The organism is Bradyrhizobium sp. STM 3561 (assembly GCF_045571455.1).
In the GTDB taxonomy this organism is placed as follows: domain Bacteria; phylum Pseudomonadota; class Alphaproteobacteria; order Rhizobiales; family Xanthobacteraceae; genus Bradyrhizobium; species Bradyrhizobium vignae.
In genome coordinates this window covers 91,850-114,955 of record NZ_CP120695.1, presented here as the reverse complement: position 1 = coordinate 114,955, position 23,106 = coordinate 91,850, and the positions used below count along the sequence as shown (strand labels likewise).

The window sequence follows — 23,106 nt, the reverse complement described above, 5'->3', positions numbered from 1 at the left end:
GAACGGTAGTACGCTTCCAGCCCATCTGCCTCATATTGACTTCACGGTTGCCGTTCGAACACACTACTCGTCCGTGTCCGCCGTGGCGTATGCATGTGCTTGGCGAGGCGACTTCTCGGCGGCTCGAGGTCATTCCGACGCAGTTTCGCGGTCGTTATCCGTTCTCCCAGTTATGCCTATCGCACCTAACCGGTTGATCAAGGGCGTGGTGCCGACCGAGCGGCAGAGTGACACCAAACGGGCGCCCTAAGGCGGAAAAGTCCTATTGCGATTCGATGCGCGTTCCGCCCTTGGGAATGCCGATTCCGAAATGTCGTGCATGGGCGAGATCGAGGATGCGATTGACCAGCTGCGAGAAGCTGTACCCCGCCGTCGCTGCAGCCCGGACGTAAGAGTTGATCTTATAGAGAGATGGAGTGGAATTGATCTCCAGAACAAAGGGTTGGCCCGAGCGGTCGATCCGCAGGTCTACACGCGCGTAGTCCCTGCAAAGGCAGGCACGGAAGGTCGCGATCGAAAGATCCCGCAGCACCGTCGCGAGCTTATTCCCGATTTGTGCTGGGCAAATCTTCTGCAACGGCGCGGTCGCCATGTGCATCTTGTCCTCCCAGGTGACAAGACGGATTTCGCGGTCGCCGAAGTCTTGCTCCACCGGAGGCAGCACCTCGAGCTCTTCATTCCCCAGTAGGCCGACGCAGATTTCGCGCCCTTCGATGTATTCTTCCACAAGTGCATCCTGCGCATATTGCGTGACGATCATTTCCACAGCTTGTCTCAACTGAGCGGATTCATGTACGAGCTGCAATCCCAAGCTGTCGAACTCGTACCGAGGCTTCACTACCAATGGGAATCGCAGGTCACCGGTGCTCTCCGTGCCGCGACGCATCAGGCGAAAGTTCGGCGTCGGCACGCCGCCATCACGGATGAGCTTCTTGGTGATAACTTTGTCGAGTTCCAGCGCCGCGCCGAGTGGACCAGGTCCGGTGTACGGAATTCCAGCCATCTCAAGCATGGCCGGGACCTGACTGGCACGCCACTCGCCCTGACTTCCGTACGCCCTGTTGAAGACGATTCCAGACGGGCGGGCTTGTGGATCGGATGGCATGAACCGCTCGAGTTTGGCGAGCAACCCTTGATCGCCCTCGCACAGCAGCGTCTCGTGGCCGCTCTCGTGCAGAGCTGCCACCACGCTTTCAATGATCTTGCGCCCGCTCGGGCCAGGCCGAGCGATCCCATTGGTCACGTTCGTATCGTTCCACACTACTGCCACTCGCATGAGCTACTCCCTCGATGTTTGCCGACTGTCAAATTCATTTGCGTGGATTTGGTTGATCGAGGAGAAGAGCTGGTCTGGATCCTGCGCGCTAGCCGAAGGTTGCGGGCAGAGTTTCTTCCTCCAACGCGGGGAAATCGAGATACTTGCTGATCAGCAGAGAAATGCAGCCGGCCTGCGCCAGCGGTAGTTCCGGTAAACGAAGCGAAGAATTTCAAGTTGCCCCGGCTACTCTCCTCTACTTCGAAGGCGCTGTGTGCCAATGCATGGCGCGACCAACACTGGCCAGCGCGAGTGCGCGGCCGTCTGGTCCAACTCGCACGGAGCCTGAACTCCCTCCGGGTGGGGACCTCATTGCCGGCCCCTAAACGCCACGAGGAACCAAAGCCGCTGCTAGACAACCAGCGCGGGACGCGCGCAGGAGGCGATAAAGATTCGGCTGACGAGACAGTGCAGGGTCTCTCTAGTTCAACTTCGCTCGTTCGAGTACGCTTCATCTGCTCCTCTCAGCCAACGCCCGCGAGGCTACTATGATTGCAAGGTCCTTTACTCGCCTCAAGCAATCAGCGTGCCAATAGAGAGCAAGCGAGAATGCGACGGGCTTCGCGCCGCACCAGCGCAAATACCTGCGCCTCAATCGTCGGTCCTGAACATAAACGTCTGCAATCGGACACTGAACACATAGCGTTGTACGACAGCCGCACGAACTCGTACCACGGTAGTGACGACAGTCCCCTCCCTGAATTCACATATTGTGTAAGACAGCTTGTATAAGACGGCCAGACCTCGCCTACAGCGTCTATGGCCTATGGGCGGGTGGGCAAGTTCGCTGAAGCATCAGCGATATGCCCGCGCAAGCAGTTCATTAACGCCAACCGGGCCTTGAGAGCGCCCCGAACATACATTGGTCGCATCACCCGAACATCGAAGCCGGCACCGACGGGCTCGATGAGATTGTCCTTGGACGCATACTGGCGCTGGCGCGGCGGGTGCTGTATCAGAAGCAGCACCATCGCGGCCCGAAGGTCTATTCGCTGCACTCGCGGGAGGTGGAGTGCATCGACAAGAGCAAAGCGCACCGGCCTTACGATTTCCGGGGTCTCGCTCGCTACCACGTTGCCGCATGCCAAGCGGAGTTAGTTGGTCACCCACGTGAAGGCACCCGGCATTCCGTACGACGGTTATACGCTCAAAACCGAGATCCAAGACAGAGAAGTGCTGATCGGCAGCATCATCGAGCGTCTCCTCGCGGGCAAAGGCCACGGCGGCCATAATGCCTGCCCCGATTACAAATATTCGAGGTGTTCACCGCAGGGCAGAAGCGGCGCATGACGCCGCAGTCGGTTCGCGTTCGAGCCCGTCATCGGCCACCTCAGATCCGAAGATTGGAATGGGCGGGAACTAATCCGCCTAGGCGATGCCACCAATGCCTGTTCTCGCCGCCGCCGGCTACAACTTCCATCGCATCATTTGCAAGCTGGAGCTCTTGTTGCGCCAAATCCTCGTCGAGCTCAATTATCCCCTCAGCTCGCCCCAAACTAAAGTGCGGGTTCTTCACCGACGACTCGGCGGATTGTGATGTGAGGCGCTCCCTTTGGGAGTCCCTGCGATTCAATTCGACCCAGCTCGCTTTAGGTTGCGTTCCTTAAGTCCTCTCGTGGCCCTGTTCGAAGAGCGTACGCAGCCCTTGGACACGGCCTTCGGCTCTCTCGATGGATTCATGTTTGATCGGGCCGTACCCTCGAATTTCGTCCGGATAGGAAGCTAGAGCAGCGGCAGCTTCGAGATTGCTCGTATTAAGACGAGGCACGATCTCGTCGATCAGAGCGAGGTATCGATCGCGCGAAGCTCGCTCGATGCGACGCTCGCGCATCCAGCCGAAAGGATCCAGCACGGAGCCGCGCAACACTTTGCCCCGCGCCAGCAGTCGCAGGCCCGCGAACAGATAGTTCATTGAAAATTCCCTCTTCCGCCGACGTCCGGAGGCTCGATCGCGGCCGAAAATGACGGGAGGCGCCAGATGCAGCCTAAGCACGCCGCCATCGAACTGATGTTTTATACCGTTCCAGAACGTTGCATCAGTCAGCAGGCGGGCGACTTCGTACTCGTCCTTGTAGGCCATAAGTTTGAAAGCGCTCCGAGCAACTGTCTCGGTTAGTCGAGTCGAGCCGAACCTCGCCTTGTCTTCCGCGCTCCTCACGCGTTCGATCAGGCTGCGGAAGCGCGCGGCATAGCTGGCGTCCTGGTAGGCCTCCAACGCGCCGATCCGAACGTTGATGCACTCCTGCAGCGTCTCGACAGGCCTGAGCGCGATTATCATTGCCTCCTCGTCAGAAGTTAGTAACCTTTCTACGGCCTCTGGATCCGCGAAGTACAATCGACCGAGATGGAAGGCGCGCAGCGTTCCGGCCACATCCGTACCGTTCAGCCGAATAGCTTTCTCAATCGCCTCTGGAGACAACGGGAGCAATCCAGCCTGCAGTGCGTATCCCAACATAATCACGTTGGCGAAAATAGGGTCGGCGAATGCGCCTCTCGCCAGGTAATTCGCTGGCACGCATACCGGCCGTCGCTCGCACCGCTGTTCGAGGTGACGAACAAGAGGTTCGGGGTCCAAATCAATATTTCCATTCTCATGAAACTTCTGCGTCGCCACCACCTCTTTGTCGACGAGCACTGTTGTCGAGCGTCTGATCGTCTTCCGAGCCTCGAGTTGGCAGGCCGCAATAACGTCGGATGCGATCACGAGCCCGGCGTCTTCGAGACCAAGGCGCAGCGGTGCCACGCTTTGAGGGTTAGGAAGGATCCGTAAGTGGCTGTAGACCGCTCCGCCTTTCTGAGAGAGGCCCGTCATGTCGTAGATGCTGATGCCGCGTCCCTCCAGATGAGCTGCCATGCCGACAATCGTACTGGCCGTTACCACTCCAGTCCCGCCGATACCTGCTAGTAAGATACCAAGCGTTTTGTGCTCATCTGCCTCGGTTTCAGGTCTTGGCAAGCGAGCGATGGCCCCGCTAAGGTCGACGGGCTGAGGTTTTCTGAGCTTGCCTCCTTCGACTGTCACAAAGGAGGGACAAAATCCTTCGAGGCAGGAGATGTCACCGTTGCAGCTCGCGTGGTCAATTTGGCGCTTGCGGCCGAACTCCGTTTCCAACGGCAGTAAAGACATGCAATTGGAGGTCCGAGAGCAGTCTCCGCAACCTTCACAAACCGCCGGATTGATGACCACGTGCTTCGAAAGCTCCGGGATATTACCCAGTTTACGTCTCCTTCGCTTTTCCGTAGCGCACATCTGGACGTAAACCATGACGCTTGTACCCGGAATTTCTCGCAACTCCCGCTGTACGTCTTCCACGTAAGTGCGATGAAGCACCGAGACACCAACCGGCAGCGCGTTGCTATTGCGTATCCCATCCGGATCTTCAGCCACGACGACCACGCGCTTTGCCCCTTCAAGCAAGACCTGCCGGACGATGGCGTCAACTGACAGACCACTCTCGACCGGCTGGCCCCCGGTCATCGCGACCACGTCATTGACCAGGATCTTGAATGTCACGTTGGCGCCGGAAGCGGCTGCCGCGCGGATGGCCAGAGACCCCGAATGCGAAAATGTGCCATCGCCAAGATTGACAAAGACGTGTTTCGTATTTGTGAAGTGCGACAGCCCAATCCAATTCACCCCTTCCGCTCCCATGTGGGTGCAGGAAAGCGAGTCGCGGTCCATGAACTGCACCAGACCGTGGCAACCAATCCCGGCGACGCCGAACGACCCTTCGGGCAGCCTGGTCGACGTGTTGTGGGGACAGCCCGAGCAGAAGACAGGAAGGCGCGCGAGCGGCGCTATCTCGGCATGCTCAAACGAGACAAAACGTTTTGCAAGCCCCTTGAGCCTTGCGCGCAGTGCCGCGGCCTCCGCGAGATCCGAGGGAAGTACAGCGAGGATACGACGGCCCACTGCTAAGGCGACTGTGGCAGCGTCGAGCGGCTCGTCCGCCGGCAGAAGCGCCTCCCCATCTGCGGTTCGCTTCCCCGAAATGTTCGGCCGCTGCGCCAAATGGTACATAAGCACGGCTGCCTGAAACTCGAGATGGGGGCGCTTCTCCTCAACAACCAGAAGTTCGACCGCGTTTCCAGCAAACGCCTTCAAAGGCTCGGGGTCGAGAGGGTAGATCAGGCCCACTTTTAGGACGCCGACGCCCAGTCGACGCGCGACAGCATCGTCGATGCCAATCTGCCGCAGCCCGTCGATGACGTCTTGGAAAGCTTTGCCGGCCGTCACGATGGCGAGAACAGCAGGTCGCTCGGCTCCGAGCGCAACGCGATCAATCCTATTCCGTCTCGTGAAGTCGTGCACGCGCGGAAGCTTGTTCCGGACCATCCTCTGATCCTGCGCCGCTACTGCCAGCATTTCCAGGCGAATGCTAACGTCACTCCGGGCTGTCGGCGGTTCTTTGAGGATGGGAGCGATGCCGTCCAGCGAAAATTCCACAGCCTGGGTGCAGTCTGCCGTTTCGTTGACAAGCTTCAAACCTACGAGAAGTCCGCATTCCCGCGACATCGCGATGCCGGCAAGACCGAACTTGAAGATGTCCTGAACGTCTGATGGATAAAAAATCGGCACTTCATGCGCGGCAAGGGCGAGATCGCTTTGATGCGCCAGAGATGACGACTTGCCGACATGATCGTCACCGAAGACGAGCAGCACACCTCCGTTTGGATGGGTACCCGACATGTTGGCGTGCTTGATCGCGTCACCAGATCGATCAAGACCCGGTCCTTTGCCGTACCACATCCCAAACACACCATCGACGCGGCGTCCAGGGACGAAGTCGATTTGCTGGCTGCCCCAAACAGCGGTCATCGCGAGATCTTCGTTTAGCCCGGGCTCGAACACGACATTTTCGGCCTTCAACCTATCAGCGATCTTTATGAGCTCAATGTCGAAAGTGCCTAGTGGAGAGCCCCGATACCCCGAGATGTAGCCGGCCGTGTGCAAGCCGCGCCTGCGGTCAAGCTCTCGTTGCAACAAGGGCACGCGCGACAAGGCCTGCTTCCCAGTAATGAAGATTGTACCGCTGAGCAGGTCAAACTTGTCGGCAAGTGATACGTCGCGCAGCATCGGGTTGTTTCACACTCTCATCGTCTAGGACTCGCTGCTATGCACCGGCCTCCACCCGCACGTCCGGCTCGAATTGCGTGGCCTCAGCCTGCGTACTTATAACTTGATCACGCGCGTCGCCGCTTAGATCATAACGTAGAGAGTGAGATGAGACCGTAGATTGCACTGTCAATGGCGGCGTCGGCGAGTAGGAATAAGAGTGCATCGCATCGTCGCGCGCTTCGCGATCTTGGTCATCTATCCTAGCACGGTTGCCCATCTCCAGTGTGACACCGTCATAGCCTGCCCGGCTGTATCTCCGGATACATTTGCGGCTTGTGCTGCTTAATACCGCCCTGCCCCATCCGACGGGGTAGCACGCGTCAATACTTTCGAACGCTCTTCCGGCGGCGGCGACGGGCGGGCGTTCATTGCGTGGCAAGAGAAGAGGGCCGACCGGTATGACCGTGAATTCGCCCACGCCTGAACATTCTTCCTCCATTCCAGGACTTATCCTGGCGCAGGCTGGGGGCACGTGCAGACGGAAGTCGACACAGCAACTTCGCCATCGGATTTTACTCGATGGATCTGCAGCGAGTTCGCGCACGATGGCCTGGACCTGTCGGTCCCATTCCCACAAGGACGGCGGAAGTGTCCACACTTTCGTCAGGCAGCTCGAAGCCCACATTCGCACCTTCATCGACCTGCGCAATAAACATCCTAAGCTCTTCCAATGAGCCAAGTCCGCAGACCAGATTTTGGCCTAAGTCGAACGCTTCTGCCACAAAGTCCAGCAAACATTATATAGCGAGCCCCAGAATCACACGTGACTTGTTCACCCCTCCGCTTTCCGTTCACTTTCGATCTGACCGCGGTAGACATGAGCCGCCTCACGCGCAAACTCGTCCGCACTATTTCCGATGGATGCTAATACTAGCTTCCAGGCTTCTGAAAACTCGGTTTGATCTCCTCCAAGAATTATTCTGTCGAGCTGAGCAAAGTACTCCAAGAAGGCTTTGCGAGCGCTCGCCGCCATTGGGTTACGCGACTGGATGGCCCAGTAAAGCTCTGAACTTCCACTTAACATGCGAGCCGCCATGCTCAACATCGCGCGTGCCGGCGGGGTGAGAAACTCCGGTGCTGGATTCCAGCCACTCTCCCTAAACAACCGCGCACTCGTGAGTAGGATTGCATGTGCAACAGCTTGGGTAACCGCCGCGGCTCTGTCGTGTTCATCTACGCTTACGCTAACTACTCTCGCGCCCGAATTGCTCAGCATCCGCTCAAATCTTACCGCCAATGCTCGCGATCGCACGCGCGATACAGCTATGGATCGCCCCTCGACGCAGAGATCTGGACCAAATAGCGGATTGATGGAAAGAATTTCGGCAGACCCGTGCAGCGAACATACTGTCGCGTAACGCGTCTTAACCGAGCTCGTATCGACTATTAGGCAGTCCGTACGCGCAAGCTTTAGAATCGACGGTCCAACTTCTTCATTGAGTCGATCGGGCAAGGCCAGGACTATGAGGTCCGCGGATTGTATCTGATGTTCGAGTGCGGGAGACGGCGCAGCCGCGTCACCGACCTGACAGCCTTCCTCTGGCCTAACATCGACACATCTGATCTCTTGTACATAAGATCGGAGCAACTTGGCGAGCATCTTTCCTACGGCGCCGGCACCACCAAAGAGCAAGACCTTCCGAAAGCTCGGAAAGGGCACTTCCGTGAAAGGCTGGTTACCCACGTGAGTTGCCTCTGCAGCTGCCCTTGAACATTAGATGATCGTTAGCCCAATGAGCACTGTGAAACTAGCTCAGAGCCGTTTCCGCCGAACGACTTCCCAGTTGTTCACTGCCAAGGTGAGATATACAAAAGTCAACTAAGTCTCATCTTGAGTTGATCCATCATGAGATATCGTGACGTCATCTCGCGTTGCTCAACCTGATAAAGTAGTACCTTATCGCGACCCTTTGGCGCTTCAGCCAATCACTTCAGGTGATGCCAGACCTGCACAGCCCGAAGCACTGGGCAGATCGCACGACGCGTTCTACAATCCTAGGCAGTTAAGGCCCGCAGCGGCAGATATTCTAATATGTTCGCAAAGGGCGAGTGACGTCATGACAACGTCCGGAATCGTTGCTGCAACGTTCATTTCCGCGGCTCCTCTGCGGCCATCAATCTGTCCTCGATGCGGCAAGCCTCTGCAATTATCGTCTCAAAGAGGCGGATAGTGAATGCTGAATCCACTCCCAGTTTTTCGCCGCTCGCTGCTCTGCTATTCTTGACCTCGGCCACTCTCTCCGGCTGCATCATCGGAACGCCGCTGTCTCTCTTTAGGATCGCAATCTCCTCACAAAGCCGCAATCGCGCTACAACGGACCTTAGGATCTCGTCGTCGAGACGATCGATTTCCTTTCTGAAATCAGCCAAATCCTGCATTCGACTCTCCTCAGTCTCCGAACTCATTTTATACGGCGGCTTTGTGGTAGTGCCCCTAACCGCGTTATTGGCATCAGGCGACAATCCGATGAAATCGGAAACCGTTCTCGGAGAACCCGTTCGAAGCGTACATCCCTTTAAGATCGCCGACAGAGCAGTCCCCCCCGCGCGGGAGGGCGACCTCGGTCACTCTGATACCCAAGGCGCCACACCGCACTGTCATTGCATCTAAGAGCCGAGCCGCCAGCTTATTTGAAGCTGAGGCTGACGGCACCCACAAGTCCTCGATAATCGCGTATTTTCCACCGGTTCTCAGTGCCGTCGAGCTCGACCAGGTGATGAAACCCTGGAAGCTCTTCTGGGCGCCTTCGAATGCGACCAAGATTTGGATGTCGAGTTCTCCCGCAATGATCCTACTCAGAAGCAACTTCGCATCATCCCGCACGTAGCTCGGACCCGGCAAGTCGGCAATGAACGGCTCGAGACCAGCCGATATTGTAGGGATATCCTCAATGGTGGGTATGCCAATTGTCACACCGTCCCCATCCCATTCACCTTCTAGTTGATATCGATCCGGCTTCCCAGTAACGGCAGCCGCAATTGCTTCTAAAGAGGGCCTCGCCTTGATGAGCATCTCTTCATATTCTTCGACTGGGTCTGACATAGCGACAATGGCGCCACCTACGCCGACACTAGCCAAGTTTTTTTCCATGACGATGGTCCGTATTACAATGTTTAGATCCGCACTACCATCGAGTCCGATCCATCCAATGCAACCCGAATAGATTCCCCGCGGTCCCCCTTCGAGAGCATCGATAATATCGAGTGTGCGAATTTTCGGCGCTCCAGTCATTGAGCCTCCTGGGAATGCTGCACGCAAACAATCCAGCAAAGACCGACCCGGGGCGAGCTGCCCACGAACGGTCGTTACAAGCTGATGGACAGTTGCGTAAGTCTCGACGTGCATCAAAGCGGGTACGTGGACGCTTCCGACCCTGCACACACGGCTCAGGTCATTGCGCAGCAAATCCGTGATCATCAGGTTCTCGGAACGTGATTTTTCATCGTCCTCGAGAGCCGCCGCTATGCGCAAATCTTCCGACACATCAGCCGATCGAGCCGCAGTCCCTTTGATCGGCTTTGTCTCTACGTTGCCCATTCGATCACATTTTAGAAATCGTTCTGGTGACGAGCAGGCAATGGATGCACCGGCCAAGCGAAAGAAAGCGCCGTAAGGTGCCGGATTGCGGGCTCGGAGCTCGCTATAGACATCGAGCGGATCACAGTTTACGTCCGCACAGCAGATCTGGTTTGTTAAACAAATCTCATATGATTCGCCGGCCTTGATTGCTTCAAGCGCCGCGTCGATCCTGGTGAGGTAAGCCGTCCGATCATGGCGCATCTTAAAAGACACCAGTTTCCCCGAGACGGCCCCTTGTCGGGGTGTCGCTTGGACCGAATTGATCCTCTCAAGTTGGTCAACGGTAACTCTTACCCAATCCTCCTGTGCGCCATCCATTGCGTCTTCAGCCACGCATATCACGTGGATACTACCCTCTCTGTGATCGACCACAAAATATCGATCGGGAAACACAAGCCCAATGTCCCAGGTCGGGCTTACAAAACCGGCGTGACCGCAAGTGATCGCCTTCGCTTCGTAACCGAAATATCCGATGTAACCGCCGCCGAATGGACAATCAGGGAGTAGCGGTTCCTGGAGCTGCCGTTCCGTCATACGGGCGGTTAGCCAGCCCAACGGATCATCGATCCGATGTTCTTGTATACCTCGCCGCGACTGAACACGAACGCGGCGAGATAGCGCATCGATCAATATGACTTCAGAGTTTGGCCCAGCGGTATTTCCGAGAATCGAGTATCGCGACATCCCTTCAATCACTCGACTGCTATCCAACCAAAAGCAATCTGCCTGATCCGGATAGATGTACTTCCGAAAGAGATCGAGCGTAGTGGTAATTAGCTTCGTAGATCGAACAGCAAGCTTCATGGAGCAACCTCACTACTTTCCGCTCGTTTTGAGGATCCAATCTCGGAAATTCCGGGCGATCGTGTCTCCGAATTCTGTACAGATTGATTCGGGATGAAACTGAATTCCCCTGAGCGGCCGCCTCCGATGCTCAATTGCCATAACTTCAGCTTCGTCAGTCCACGCGCACACTTCTATTTCCGGCGGAAGCTTCGAAGAGACGACGAGCGAATGATAGCGGACGGCCTTGAATGGGCTTGGGATCCCTTCGAACAACCCTTTGCCGGTGTGGTGAATACTTGAGACCCGGCCATGCACGGGCCTATACGCACGACCAACGCTACCCCCCATGTAGTGCGCGATCCCTTGGTGACCAAGGCAGACGCCAAGAACTGGGACTGAACTCTCGAGAATAACCTCGCGACAAATTCGAAAGTCGCGCGGCACTGCCGGATGACCGGGCCCGGGCGAGATGACGATACCATCGTATTTGCTTAGGTTCAGATGATCGACACTGCTGTAGTCGGTAGATGATACGGTTACATCACATCCTTCGACGGAGCTGAGAAGGTGCGCCAAATTGAACGTAAAGGAATCACGATTGTCGAGTAGGAGCACGCTCGCCAGGCGAGCCGTGTCTTCCCTGCGAAACGTCGTCAGAGCTTGACCACCTTCAATCATCGCCCACACTTTCCTCATTCTCCCTAGCTCGCACTTCGCGGCTAAATTTGATACGAGTCGACTTACCAATCCGGGATACTGATATGGCTGCAGAAAGACCGCGATATGCCTCACCTCTTCAGCCGCTCCGAGCCGACCGACGAGAATCCAGCTGAGCGCGGAGCGGTTGACCGCTCCCTAGCGAGCTCGCCGGATCGCTTGAGATCCGCCCTGAAATGATGCCATTCGCCGGAATATCGCGTGGCGTGCCCCCCGCATCAGCGTTGGCCAGCCCGTTCCGCGCCGCGTTCGGGGCGGCATAGCGCTGCCCTTGGATCAATTTCATGGCATGGGCCTGCGTTTGCCGTGATGTAGTAAAGCGACTATAGCCGTTTGGGATTATCGGCGCCTTGTCAAATTTGGGCTGGAACGACATTTGGGTGGGGCCTGTTCACGATGTTGGCTCTGGATTAGAAAAACGAGTCGACGCATCAAGATTAGGGAGTCCATTCATTTCACCACTCACGCGCCAAGTATGCGAAGCCAATCGAGTACGAGAAGCCCTGACTGGGTCGAGCCGCGCTGGACGTTCTGTACAATTCTTTCTAAGCAGCTTGGTCGCGCGTTCGTTCAAACAACTTAAAGCATCGGGGGAGTCGCTTTGGCAGCTACTAAGTCGGATAGGTTAGAGCGCGACTGGAAGTAAGATGCGCCCATGTTGGCACCTCGTCGCGGTAACTCTAGACTACAAACGAGATGCCCATTCGATAACGTGAGCCGCAGAGACTCTGTAATGTGCCAACGTGGCAGGCAAGGGGCCTCCGTTTCTCAGGCTTAGATAATCGTCTGTGAAGCACCTAAATTCAGGTGCGAACCGGTCAGGGTTTGCCGGAGTCTTCAACTCCTGAGAGGAATGAAGCCATGACAAGCAAGAAGAATAAGTTTTCACCCGAGCTCCGAGCCCGTGCAGGTCGGGGTGGCTCTGGATCAAACCAGCGAGCTGCCATCGCACTGGACGGCAGTGATTTCGATTTCGGTCAAGATCGGCTGCACGCCGCAGACGCTGAATGACGGGGTCAAAAGGCCGAGAGTGACAGTGGGAAGCGGGCTGGCGTTCCGACGGATATGGCCAACTGGCTAAAACTCCTGGAACGGGAGACCGCGAGCGTCGGGGCCAAGCGAGACCTTGCCCGGGGCAAGTGCCCATTTTGCCACAGCCGACTCCGCCGGTCCAAGCCATGATCGCCTTCATCGACCATTACCGTGGGGTGTATGGGGTCGAGCCGATCTGTAGGATCTTGCCGATGCTCGCTCGACCTACCATGCTCAAGCGGCGAAGCGGCGAGATCTGGCCAAGCAGTCGGCGCTCGCCAGGCAGGACCCGCCCTGAAGATGGGGGTTAGGCGCGTGTCGATCAGAACTCCTCCGTCTACGGCATCGCAAGATCCGGCGACAGCTCAAGCCCCTATGCCCGCAGGATCGTGGGCTGGCGGATCTCTCGCACCGTACACGCCGGCAGGTGCTTGATGCCTCACGATCGGCGGCCGGTCCACCGCCACCGGGTCGTGCATCACAGCGATAGCGGCCGCCCAGTATGCCTCACACGCCTATCGCGACGCTCTCGCGCCGGGATCGCCGCACCAATGAGCCGCGAGGCCGATTTGATCGTACATCATCAACTACGTCCGAGTCGCACTACCAAGTCCGGTGGGGAATACCGTCTTAGTCATGAACAATTTGCCACGTATCATCATTGAAGGGCGGCAGAGCGCCAAGAAGACGATGCGAATTCTAGATGGCGGCGGATGATGCCCGAGCAAGTCGACGAGTTGATCACCCTCACCGAGCAATGCCGTTTCAATTCAATAGGTTCATCTGCCGCTCCGCGATGGCGACCTCGCCTCGAAAGCCAAGATCGATCAGATGTCGCTCGCTACTGCGCGACATCAATTGCGCGTACCTTACCGGGGAATTCTGCTCTGACAACCGAGGTCATGCGCCCCATCCAAGCAGTGGTGCTGCTATGTCCATCAGATTGACGAGGCGGCGCGACGGGTCGCTGCCATCGGCCTCCCAGTCCGAGACGAGGTATCTCGCGCACGAGATAGGAACTTCCGATTGCCAGTGATGTGCCAGCAGCCCAGCCTCCGCGTGAACGTCTCGGACCCACTCTATGCAAAGCAGACGCGGTCGGCAAAGCGGCTGAACAGTTGGGAGGGGCCAAATTTATTGAACCATGCTCCATTTGGTCCAGAAAAAATCCTGAGAGGCAAGACGAGAGCCGATATGACGAATAAACCCAGCTCCCGGACGTTCAGCGCTGACGGTATCACCGCCCCATTCCGCTATGCAGCCTTCCGCCGTATCTGGCTGGCGAGCCTGCTCTCCAGCCTCGGCGCCCTGGTCCGGGCCGTGGGCGCCGCTTGGGCGATGACAGAGATGACTTCGTCGGCCGATATGGTCGCACTGGTACAGACAGCGCTGATGCTGCCAGTCATGCTGATCTCAATGCCCGCCGGCGCGATCGCCGATATCCATGACCGGCGCATCGTGGCGCTGTTCTCGCTCTCTATTTCACTCGCAGGCGCGACTGCATTGACAACGCTCGCCTGGCTCGACCTGTTCACGCCAAACCTGTTGCTGGCGCTCTGTTTTGTTGTCGGCAGCGGCGCCGCGCTAATGGACCCTGCCTGGCAATCGTCAGTAAGCGAGCAGATGCCTTCCGAAGCGTTGCCAGCGGCGGTAGCATTGAACGGCATCAACTACAATATCGCACGTAGCGTAGGCCCAGCGATCGGCGGGATCGTCGTTGGGGCTGCTGGCGCAGTGGCTGCGTTCGCGCTCAACGCGTTGCTATATCTGCCACTAATGCTTGCTCTGTTTCTATGGAAACGCCCTACTGAACCCTCGCGCTTGCCACCCGAAAACCTCCACCGCGCTATCGTATCAGGCGTGCGCTATATCATGCATTCGCCATCGATGAAGATCGTGTTGACCCGCTCCATGGTTATGGGCGTGTTCGGCGGCGCGATCATTGCCCTGATGCCGCTAGTGGCCCGCGATCTGCTGCGGGGAGGCGCGGAAACCTTTGGCATCATTTTCAGCGCCTTTGGTCTGGGCGCGGTGATCGGCGCTGTTAACATCACAGAGATCCGCAAGCGCATGAGCGGGGAGGCCGCAATCAGTGCCTGCGCTGTGTCCATGGGCGGGGCGGTTGCCGCAGTGGCGCTGAGCCGCGGGCCGGTCCTGACGGGAATCGCGCTGGTCTTGGCGGGGGCGGTGTGGATGATGGCGTGGGTGCTGTTTAGCATCGGGGTGCAGCTGTCGGCGCCCCGGTGGGTGGTGGCGCGGTCGCTCGCGGCCTATCAGGCGGCTAGCTCGGGCGGGATTGCCGCTGGTAGCTGGGCTTGGGGCCATGTGACCGATGTAGCTGGGGTCGACGTGGCGCTCCTGTGGGCGGCCGCCTTTCTGCTCGCCTCTCCGCTCCTCGGGCTTTGGCTGCCCATGCCGCGCATCAGCGCACGCGGCGAAGAGCCTGAGATGCTCGAGGATCCCAAGGTGCGGCTGGCACTAACCGAACGCAGTGGGCCGCTTGTAGTCGAGATCGAGTATCGAGTCGCGCAGCAGAATGAACGCGCGTTCTTCAATTTGATGCGGGACGTCCAGCTTTTCCGTCAACGCAACGGCGCCTATGGCTGGTCGATTGCTCGGGACATTGCGGATCCTGAACTGTGGACCGAGCGTTATCACTGCCCTACGTGGCTCGATTATTTACGCCAGCGCAATCGCGCGACCCAATCGGAGCGCGCACTGGATCGGCAGGCAATGGGCTTCCACATTGGTCCTGAGCCCGTACGCGTCCGACGCATGCTGGAGCGTCCGTTCGGATCGCCACAATGGAAAGGAGACGCGACCAACCGCACTGCGAACCCGGACTTACCCAGCGATTAGGATCGCGGTGAACCGAAGTAGCCGGTAACAAAGGTGGCGAGATGTTTCAAGAAGAAATGCTACACTTGCATCGCAAGGCACCAGCCATAACATGAGGCACAATCCAGATCTTGACCTTCTCCAGAGCCAAAGTGACTCGCGCATGGCCGGCGGCGTTCAAGGCGAGACTTCGGCCACGATAAAGGACGAGACTTCGCCGGATGGACTGACGCTTCGGTCGATCGGAGTGGAATAAGGGACCAAGCCAGTGCGAGTTTGCCTTTCAACCCGCGGTCGGCATTGAGCCGGCGAGGCCATGGTGTTGTTTCTCCTGCAGTAAGGTAAACCGGACCGCCACAGCTATCACGCGACCTTCATTTGCCGGCCGCCGATACTGAACGTCATGCCATTGGGGTGGCACCTTCACCAATCGCTCGTCTCCCGATGACAACTTCAATGTGTTCATGAGGGGCGAGCCGCGGGTCTGTCGAAACTCGGCAAGCATTCTATGGCGGGGCTTCTGGAGCACGCCAGAGCACCTGCGGTCTTCTCGACACCGACGATTAACGGACACAAGCGCTATTGTTCATATTAGCCGGCTTCAGACAGGGCGATGGGGGGCGGACGAGGTATCGACAACCACCAAATTGCGCATGATTTCCCCGTTTTGACCTTGGTCCAATACTGCTTGCACATAGAAGGATTAGACGCCGGTATACGGGGTTACTACCTGCGAGCCAGGCCATGCTCGACAACATCGGTCACCGGCGAGGCGCCGAAAACGCGCCGAAAAGCTTTGCGATTGATTCTGCAGCCTCACCAGAATGCGAAAAGGCGGCCGGCTCTACCGTTTTGACGTCATTCTCGCGTGGACGCTTAGGGGGCGCGCGTCACTGAAATGCGCGTTGTTCCTGTCACAGCCGGCAGCTTCGCATGAGACAGCCGCGCGTCTGCACCAGCCCATCGCTGGGCTCCCTATCGTCGAAGTTCTTATCCGCCAACCTCCATGGGCAACGGTGCGCCGATCCTGAGAACCTTGGATTTCTAATGGGAGACGAGTGTCTGCGCGTAAGTTGGACGCGTTCTGACTAGGGTCCGGACTCAATTGATCCACCAAGTAACGGCGGCGACCAAGAGGATGGCCGAGAGGAAGTTGTCGGCTCGCTTGTCGTAGCGGGTCGCAATCCGCCTGAAGTCCTTGAGGCGGCAAAACATGCGCTCGATGAGATTGCGTCCTTTGTAGGCCTTCACGTCGTACCGGTGCGGATGCTTGCGAGTTGGGTTGGGCGGAATTACTGCCTTTGTTCCGCGCTCGGCCAACCACTCACGCAGGCTATTTGCGTCATAGGCTCTGTCAGCAAGCAATCGTCGAGCAGGTGAGACGGCAGGCAGCAGATCGCGCGCCGCCGTGAGGTCATGGCAGTTGCCAGGCGTGATCACGAAGGCGATCGGACGTCCATAATCCTCGGTCAGCGCGTGGATTTTGGTGGTGCGTCCGCCTCGCGAGCGGCCGACCGCCTGCTGGAAGTCCCCCCTTTTGCGCCCGCCGCCGAGCGGTGGGCTTTGATGTGGGTCGCGTCGATGGACATTGTCCCGACCCGGCCGGTTGAGCCAGTCAAGGCGTAGAAAATATTGCCCCACACGCCTTGGCGGCTCCAGCGATTGAAGCGGTTATAGATGGTCGTGTAGGGGCCGTAATCTGCCGGGCAGTCTCGCCAGCGTGCGCCCGATCGCAGCATGTGGAGGATCCCGCTGATCACGCGTCGGTCATCCACGCGATGGGCGCCGCGCCGCCCACGTGGCAACAGCGGTTCAATCCGCTTCCACTCCGCCTCACTCAGCCAATATAGCTTTTGCCCCATCAAGCCCCCCTTCGACTCGGAGGTCTTGAATCACAACTCCGCCTCAGCGGGAATCCCTATTGAGTACAGACCCTAGCACTACTTTGGCAGATTGTTGATTTTGGCGCGTTTTATAGGATTCCCGAATCAATTTTTCAATGATTCATGGGTGGTCGGCTCTTGGAGGGCTGACCATGCCGGGATGGGAAGACGAACTCGAACGCTGGCTGATGCCGTTCTTGGACCGACTGGGTCATAAAACCCGGCAGCGGATGTGTCCTCTGTATGTTGCGGGATTGATCGGTCCCGGCGATCGTAAGAGCGTTCAGCCGATGGCGGAACGCCTTGCCACCAGCACCTACGACCAGTTGCACCATTTCATTGCGGACGGTGTCTGGGACGCGACGCCGCTGGAGACAGAGTTGCTCAACCAGGCGGACCGACTTGTCGGCGGCAGGGATGCGGTGCTGGTTATTGATGACACCTCACTTCCCAAGAAGGGTGAGCGCTCGGTCGGTGTTGCGGCTCAATACGCCTCGGCTCTCGGTAAAACGGCAAATTGCCAAACACTGGTGTCTTTGACGCTTGCGAGCGGCGAAGTACCCGTGATGGTCGCGTTACGTCTCTTTCTGCCTGACAGTTGGATAAGCGACGAATCTCGTTTGAAGCGCGCTCGCGTGCCAGTCGAACATCGAACGCCACGGTCCAAGCCGGAGATTGCTTTGGCCGAGATTGACCGCGCGATAGCAGCCAACGTGCGCTTTGGATATGTGCTGGCGGATGCAGGATACGGCCTCAGCGCACCGTTTCGACAAGGGCTAACAGAGCGCGGGCTGGTCTGGGCTGTCGGAATCCCGCGGCACCTGAAAGTGTATCCGGTCGATGTGAAGCTCATTTGGCCGATTACCAAAGCCCGCGGGAAACCACGAAAGCACCACGTGCCCGATATCTTATCAATTGCGGCCGAGCAAATGCTGGCCGGCGCCAAATGGAAAACCGTGAGTTGGCGTAGCGGGACGAAAGGTCGGCTTAAAGCCCAATTTGCTGCGGTCCGTGTCCGGACCGCCGACGGCCCTCCGCAGCGGATATGGGATAAAGGTCAGCAGCATCTCCCAGGCGACGAAGCCTGGCTCATTGGCGAGCAACGTGCGTCCGGGGAGAAGAAATACTATCTGGCCAATCTTCCGGCGGCGACGGATCTGCGCACGCTGGCCGCCACCATCAAGGCACGGTGGATTTGTGAGCAGGCGCATCAGCAGTTGAAGGAGGAACTTGGACTTGATCACTTCGAAGGGCGATCATGGCAAGGTCTTCATCGCCACGCCCTGATGACAATGATTGCCTACGCCTTCCTGCAACATCGTCGCCTCGCATACGCGGGGCGGAAAAAAAAGAATCTACGGGCCTCCGCCTCAGCCAACCATGCCAGCCGTACGTCACGCCATCGTTGATCTCATCCTTCGGCCGCCGTCTCAGCATTGCCCATATTGCCGAAGGCAAATCCGTGAAAAACAGCGGCGAAAACACAATCTGCCAAAGTAGTGCTAGCTAGAACGGTCGATGATTGGCGGCCCAAACAGGGCTCTGGTCGAGAGATCTTCGGTGGTTGCGACAATCATAGCCGACCGGACCAGAGGGTACAGCCTTTCCGATTCAGCAAACCGAAGAGGGCTTTCCGTCGATATCGGTGCCAATTCGCCCTACGATGGCGCAATCATCGCACTGGCGAATATAGGAGCTCCTGTCGATCGCATCACGGCTGCGAGATCAAGGAAACTGAAATGGACCCGCGGAGGGGACCGCTTTGAACCGGTTTGTTAGTTGGAAACTGACCGCTCCTGATCTCTTTCTATCACGCAGCCAGAGATTCTGTCTGCTGCTGTTGCTGTGGGCATGTGGTCAACGCGTCAGCGTTGTCCACCATGTCCACAGCCTTCGCGGCTGCATCCGTTCGCGCCAGACCGCCATCGGCGTGCGATAGCCGAGGGACTGATGAAGGCGACGATCGTTGTAGAAGGCGATCCAGCTCGCGACCCCTGCCTTGGCCTCGCGGCCGTCGGCATAGCCCTTGAGATAGATGTCGTCATGCTTGAGCGACCGCCACAGCCGCTCGATGAAGACGTTGTCCATCCAACGACCGCGGCCATCCATGGAGATCTTGATCTTTGCGGCCGCCAGCGCGCCGGTGAAGGCCACGCTGGTGAACTGGCTGCCCTGGTCGGTGTTGAAAATCTCCGGCGTGCCGTACTTCGCCAGCGCCTCTTCCAGAGCCGCCACGCAGAACGAGACGTCCATCGTATTCGACAACCGCCACGCCATAACCGCACGGCTCGCCCAGTCGATGATGGCGACGAGATAGAGAAAGCCGCGGCCGATGGGCAGATACGTGATGTCGGCCGCCCATACCTGGTTCGGCCGGTCGATCGTCATGTTGCGCAACAGATAGGGATAGACCTTGTGGCCCGGCGCCGGCCTCGTCGTGTTCGGCCTTGGTCCCAACGCCGCCCAACCGCTGCACGCGCTTGCGATTGACCTGAAGCCCCTCAGCCTTCAGCATCGCGGTCATTCGCCGCGAGCCCAGGAACGGCCAGGCGGTGAACAGCTCGTCGAGGCGCCGCATCAGGGCAAGGTCGTTGTCGTTGGCCGGCCGTGGCGGCCGGTAGACCGCAGAACGGGCGATGCCAAGCAACATGCATTGCCGGCGGATCGACAGCGCCTGGTCGGCGCGATCGAGCATTCCTCGACGGTCCGGCGTGCTCGTCTTCCGGACCTCCGCGCTAAAAAATCGCGCTCGACTGTCAGTTGTCCAATCTTGGCGTGCAGCTTCTCGATCTCGCGTTCGCGAGCCTCCTCGCTCTCGCGCTCGACACCCGCGTCAAAAGCCCGGGCCGCTTGGTCCAGCAGCTGCTTCTTCCAGGCATAGATCTGGTTCGGGTGAACCTCATAGCGCTGGGCCAAATCGGCCACTGTCGCCTGCTCCCGCACGGCTTCCAGCGCGATCTTCGCCTTCAGTGCCGCGTCGATCTTGCGTCTCGTCTTCGTTGTCATCATGCGCTCCGTCATCAAACGGAGCAGCCCCTTCCTTAAGCACGTGGTCCCAAAATCGGGGCCCATTTCAAACCTCCCGGGCCGAGCAACCGCTGCTCCTTTGAGACGTTTCCGCGTCTTTGCGGGCACCCGTGATTTCAGTCGCTTCTTGTAGGCGATTGGATCGATATCCGCGGACATCAACGCTCAACCTGATCACGTCCGGGCGTCGCTCCGTCATCTCCCCCGAAGGCTCGTACTCAGCTCTACCTTTTGTTGGGACGATCGCCCGGCAAGCGGTAGAGCGACAGATGCACAAAGCTTTCGAGCTTCCCCGCAACTAAGAAGTCACTGTAGGGGCACGCCCGCACTTTGACGTCCTCTGCCTTCATGATCCCCGCCCAACGCCATCAAAAAGCTCGTCCATCAAGCCCGTACCCCATCACGAGCGAGCGCCACCTGGGAATATTCGATCACCAGGTGCGGCACGCTATTTTCCTCCTTGTATCAGGTCGCTCTTGCGAGATGACCGTCATCGTCGAATTGGCGATCTCGTCCCTCTACTTCACTATCTTATGCGCCTCGTCCATGCAAACCATTGGCCATTTAACCTTCCATGGCTTGAGCGTTTCGAGGCGGGAGGCGACCGCGAGAAGAAGGTCGTCCTTGCCCATGTCTGCGACAAGTTGCACACCTATTGGTAGGCCATCATTTCTCCAATAGAGCGGCAATGAGATTGCCGGTTGGCCCGTCTGGTTAAACGGACCCGCGAATGCCATTTGCCTGGTCACTGTGACCAATGTCTCGTCCGGCGTTTCCTCGGCGTGGGACTGCAAGGTGAGGGGCGGCTCGCAAACGGTCGGCGACAGCAACAAATCGAAGTCATTCCAGCAGTTCATCACCTCCACCGCCCAGGCTCTCCTGCGCTCGATCGCACCGAGATATTCCAGCGCCGTGACCACTGGGCCTTTCGGATGTCCCACGGACCAGATGAAGGGCTCCACATCATCTGGACTTAGTGGCCGACCGACAATCTTCTCTAATCCCTGGAATGCCCGCATACCCGAAGCTCTGAGCAACAGCGCCGATGTCGCATCGTCTTCCTGATCGAGGGAAGGAACAACGCCGTCGATGACTTTGCAACCTAGCTCTTCAAGCAATGGAATGGTTGCATCTAAGGCGCGTTGACAGTCGATGTGCGCCTCCACTCGACCCATCCTGCGCGCCACACCCACCCGCAGCCGCGGAAAGTCCGTGGCTTCCGCGGCCGCACGGGCATAGCGACGAGTTGACGGCGACCAATACAGCGCCCGCGGATCTCCACCACCAACGAGATCCAAGAGTGCAGCGGCGTCCCGAATCGTCCGACACAGCACAAACTGATGCATTGAGTGGTTCAAATTCGGCTCGGCACAGGGCACGAGTCCGCGGGTCGGCTTCATGCCGACCACACCGCAGAAGGACGCGGGAATTCTGATCGAACCTCCGGTCTCTGTGCCATGTGCAACCGGCACCATGCCGGCAGCTACGGCTGCGGCAGCCCCGCCGGAGGAACCGCCGACTGAGCGATCGAGTGCCCACGGGTTACGAGTCGGCCCGAAAGCAACCGGCTGAGTAGTTGTAAACCAGGCAAGCTCCGGTGTCTTGCTGACACCGAGAGTAATAAAGCCGGCCTCACGCAGGCACCTACCCAAGAAGGTATCCTCGGTTGCGACAAGCGGGCTCTCTTTAAGAACGCGGTTGCCGGCGAAGTGCGGAATGCCGAGTTGAGTGGCACGGAGGCTATCTTTGAGCAATATGGGGACGCCAGCGAAAGGCCGATCGCCCGGCATGCGTGCCGCTTCGGCGCAGGCGGAATCGAAGCGTTGATGGACGAGGGCACCGATCAAACCTTCGCATTTCTCGATACGCGCAATGGCCGCTTCAACGAGATCCAACGGTGAAATATCGCCGCGGTGAACCGCTTCGGCCTGTCCCACTGCATCCAAAGATGCAATTCTATCACCGGCATCTTTAGCGATTGACATCCAATCTCGCCCTCGCACCTGGTCCTATCCTACAAAAAATACCTCGGCTTTCAGGTCGAATTTCCTTAGAATTCGGACCTTGGCAGCTGAAATTCTGCAGCTGATCCCGGACACGAGGAGCTTTCATGTGACAAATGTCCAACTAAGTTGCTGTGCGACGACCTCTCGTCCTCCGCGACGGCCCCGATATTTGGCAGTTCTACTAGGCGGTTGGCGCGCTGATGGTCGACGGCAACCGACGAACAATCTGCAAGCACACGCCTGCTGTTTGGGCAGGGGCTGAGAGAAATCCGGGCACCGATTCGACGGAAGCCGACCACTCACTTCCCTTGAAGGCGGTACCCGTGTTGAGAGCGGCCGGACGCTCTCGGAGAGGTCTGGTGCCTGCCCAGAGAGCGCCGATGCGGAAGGTTCGAGAAGTTTTGAGAGTGCAACACGCCCTGGCTTAAGCGAGCGGCAGACTCGCCATCATCGTGATCATCAGCCGATCTATGGCTGGCGAGCGTCTGGAGCGAGCTGCGGTGTTGGGCATTATCTGGCCGCTATCGGAAGGGGTGGACGACGGCGAGCTCGATGGCCGGCTGTTCACGCCGGTGCGCCTGCGACCCGGACGATTGCGCTGGACTCCCCCGGCCATTCGGTGGCCCCACCGACAGCCTCGGGGTCCGTCTAGGCATGCTTCGCCGACTCTACGAGTAGCTGGCCGTCTACACCCCCAAGACCGAGGTCTTGGAGCGAAAAGCTTTCTCGCCGTTCGAGGTGTTTCCGCCGGCGCGCATCCTAAGTGAGGCTGAGCTGCTTATTGACGCATGCAGCTTCATTTC

General features: G+C 58.2%; 12 protein-coding genes, 3 pseudogenes and 1 other annotated feature. Of the genes and pseudogenes, 5 read left to right on the top strand and 10 right to left on the bottom strand.

Going from position 1 to position 23,106, the window contains the following annotated elements; translation table 11 throughout:
* Positions 1 to 262: 262 nt before the first annotated feature.
* Complete coding sequence (locus P6U28_RS00520) at positions 263 to 1,276, bottom strand: ATP-grasp domain-containing protein (RefSeq protein ID WP_407121367.1); 1,014 nt, start codon at positions 1,274 to 1,276, stop codon at positions 263 to 265.
* Positions 1,277 to 2,413: 1,137 nt separating this feature from the next.
* Between P6U28_RS00520 and P6U28_RS00515 the strand changes: the two genes are divergently transcribed.
* Entirely contained in the window at positions 2,414 to 2,605 is a 192-nt protein-coding gene (locus P6U28_RS00515) for a hypothetical protein (protein ID WP_407121366.1), read from the top strand.
* Positions 2,606 to 2,699: 94 nt separating this feature from the next.
* Positions 2,700 to 2,852 (top strand): hypothetical protein, encoded by a 153-nt coding sequence (locus P6U28_RS00510; protein WP_407121365.1) that lies wholly within the window; start codon positions 2,700 to 2,702, stop codon positions 2,850 to 2,852.
* A gap of 66 nt (positions 2,853 to 2,918) precedes the next feature.
* On the opposite strand, the gene P6U28_RS00505 is transcribed toward P6U28_RS00510, so the two are convergent.
* The 6 genes and pseudogenes from P6U28_RS00505 to P6U28_RS00480 form a co-directional block, all read right to left on the bottom strand.
* Positions 2,919 to 6,392, bottom strand: coding sequence for an indolepyruvate ferredoxin oxidoreductase family protein (locus P6U28_RS00505; RefSeq protein ID WP_407121363.1), 3,474 nt, complete (start codon positions 6,390 to 6,392; stop codon positions 2,919 to 2,921).
* A gap of 814 nt (positions 6,393 to 7,206) precedes the next feature.
* The gene (locus P6U28_RS00500) at positions 7,207 to 7,470 is read right to left on the bottom strand and encodes a hypothetical protein (RefSeq protein ID WP_407123215.1); all 264 of its coding nucleotides are present in this window, start codon (positions 7,468 to 7,470) and stop codon (positions 7,207 to 7,209) included.
* 264 nt (positions 7,471 to 7,734) lie between these two features.
* Positions 7,735 to 8,034: pseudogene (locus P6U28_RS00495) on the bottom strand (prephenate dehydrogenase/arogenate dehydrogenase family protein); the annotation flags it as partial.
* 488 nt (positions 8,035 to 8,522) lie between these two features.
* Positions 8,523 to 8,813: a chorismate mutase gene (locus tag P6U28_RS00490; RefSeq protein ID WP_407121361.1), complete on the bottom strand. Its 291-nt coding sequence runs from the start codon at positions 8,811 to 8,813 to the stop codon at positions 8,523 to 8,525.
* 73 nt (positions 8,814 to 8,886) lie between these two features.
* Positions 8,887 to 10,818: an aminodeoxychorismate synthase component I gene (pabB, locus tag P6U28_RS00485; RefSeq protein ID WP_407121359.1), complete on the bottom strand. Its 1,932-nt coding sequence runs from the start codon at positions 10,816 to 10,818 to the stop codon at positions 8,887 to 8,889.
* A gap of 12 nt (positions 10,819 to 10,830) precedes the next feature.
* Positions 10,831 to 11,478 carry an anthranilate synthase component II gene (locus P6U28_RS00480; RefSeq protein WP_407121357.1) on the bottom strand — a complete coding sequence of 216 codons (648 nt, stop codon included), beginning with the start codon at positions 11,476 to 11,478 and terminating at the stop codon, positions 10,831 to 10,833.
* A gap of 1,179 nt (positions 11,479 to 12,657) precedes the next feature.
* Positions 12,658 to 12,773, top strand: a sequence feature (AL1L pseudoknot).
* 970 nt (positions 12,774 to 13,743) lie between these two features.
* Here P6U28_RS00480 and P6U28_RS00475 point away from each other — a divergent pair.
* Together P6U28_RS00475 and P6U28_RS00470 are read left to right on the top strand one after the other, a co-directional pair.
* Positions 13,744 to 15,408 (top strand): MFS transporter, encoded by a 1,665-nt coding sequence (locus P6U28_RS00475; protein WP_407121355.1) that lies wholly within the window; start codon positions 13,744 to 13,746, stop codon positions 15,406 to 15,408.
* 457 nt (positions 15,409 to 15,865) lie between these two features.
* Positions 15,866 to 15,982 (top strand): annotated as a pseudogene (locus tag P6U28_RS00470) (hypothetical protein); the annotation flags it as partial.
* A gap of 506 nt (positions 15,983 to 16,488) precedes the next feature.
* On the opposite strand, the gene P6U28_RS00465 reads toward P6U28_RS00470, so the two are convergent.
* Positions 16,489 to 17,249 (bottom strand): IS5 family transposase gene (locus P6U28_RS00465; protein ID WP_407120425.1). Its coding sequence is split into 2 segments (ribosomal slippage): positions 16,489 to 16,913 and positions 16,913 to 17,249, totalling 762 coding nucleotides; the frame shifts between segments, so codons are not numbered across the junction.
* A 137-nt stretch (positions 17,250 to 17,386) separates the two neighbouring features.
* On the opposite strand from P6U28_RS00465, the gene P6U28_RS00460 reads away from it, so the two are divergent.
* Positions 17,387 to 18,679: an IS701 family transposase gene (locus tag P6U28_RS00460; protein WP_407121353.1), complete on the top strand. Its 1,293-nt coding sequence runs from the start codon at positions 17,387 to 17,389 to the stop codon at positions 18,677 to 18,679.
* A 448-nt stretch (positions 18,680 to 19,127) separates the two neighbouring features.
* On the opposite strand, the pseudogene P6U28_RS00455 reads toward P6U28_RS00460, so the two are convergent.
* Both P6U28_RS00455 and P6U28_RS00450 read right to left on the bottom strand, forming a co-directional pair.
* Positions 19,128 to 20,276 (bottom strand): annotated as a pseudogene (locus P6U28_RS00455) (IS3 family transposase).
* A 539-nt stretch (positions 20,277 to 20,815) separates the two neighbouring features.
* Entirely contained in the window at positions 20,816 to 22,282 is a 1,467-nt protein-coding gene (locus P6U28_RS00450) for an amidase (RefSeq protein WP_407121351.1), read from the bottom strand.
* Between the last annotated feature and the right edge of the window lie 824 nt (positions 22,283 to 23,106).

Bases quoted from the DNA above. Each gene is read 5' to 3' on its own strand.
- P6U28_RS00460 (WP_407121353.1), top strand. From the start codon at position 17,387: ATGATTCATGGGTGGTCGGCTCTTGGAGGGCTGACCATGCCGGGATGG.
- P6U28_RS00490 (WP_407121361.1), bottom strand. From the start codon at position 8,813: ATGCAGGATTTGGCTGATTTCAGAAAGGAAATCGATCGTCTCGACGAC.
- P6U28_RS00500 (WP_407123215.1), bottom strand. From the start codon at position 7,470: ATGGCGGCTCGCATGTTAAGTGGAAGTTCAGAGCTTTACTGGGCCATC.
- P6U28_RS00505 (WP_407121363.1), bottom strand. From the start codon at position 6,392: ATGCTGCGCGACGTATCACTTGCCGACAAGTTTGACCTGCTCAGCGGT.
- P6U28_RS00450 (WP_407121351.1), bottom strand. From the start codon at position 22,282: ATGTCAATCGCTAAAGATGCCGGTGATAGAATTGCATCTTTGGATGCA.
- pabB (WP_407121359.1), bottom strand. From the start codon at position 10,818: ATGAAGCTTGCTGTTCGATCTACGAAGCTAATTACCACTACGCTCGAT.
- P6U28_RS00475 (WP_407121355.1), top strand. From the start codon at position 13,744: ATGACGAATAAACCCAGCTCCCGGACGTTCAGCGCTGACGGTATCACC.
- P6U28_RS00480 (WP_407121357.1), bottom strand. From the start codon at position 11,478: ATGATTGAAGGTGGTCAAGCTCTGACGACGTTTCGCAGGGAAGACACG.
- P6U28_RS00520 (WP_407121367.1), bottom strand. From the start codon at position 1,276: ATGCGAGTGGCAGTAGTGTGGAACGATACGAACGTGACCAATGGGATC.
- P6U28_RS00510 (WP_407121365.1), top strand. From the start codon at position 2,700: ATGCCTGTTCTCGCCGCCGCCGGCTACAACTTCCATCGCATCATTTGC.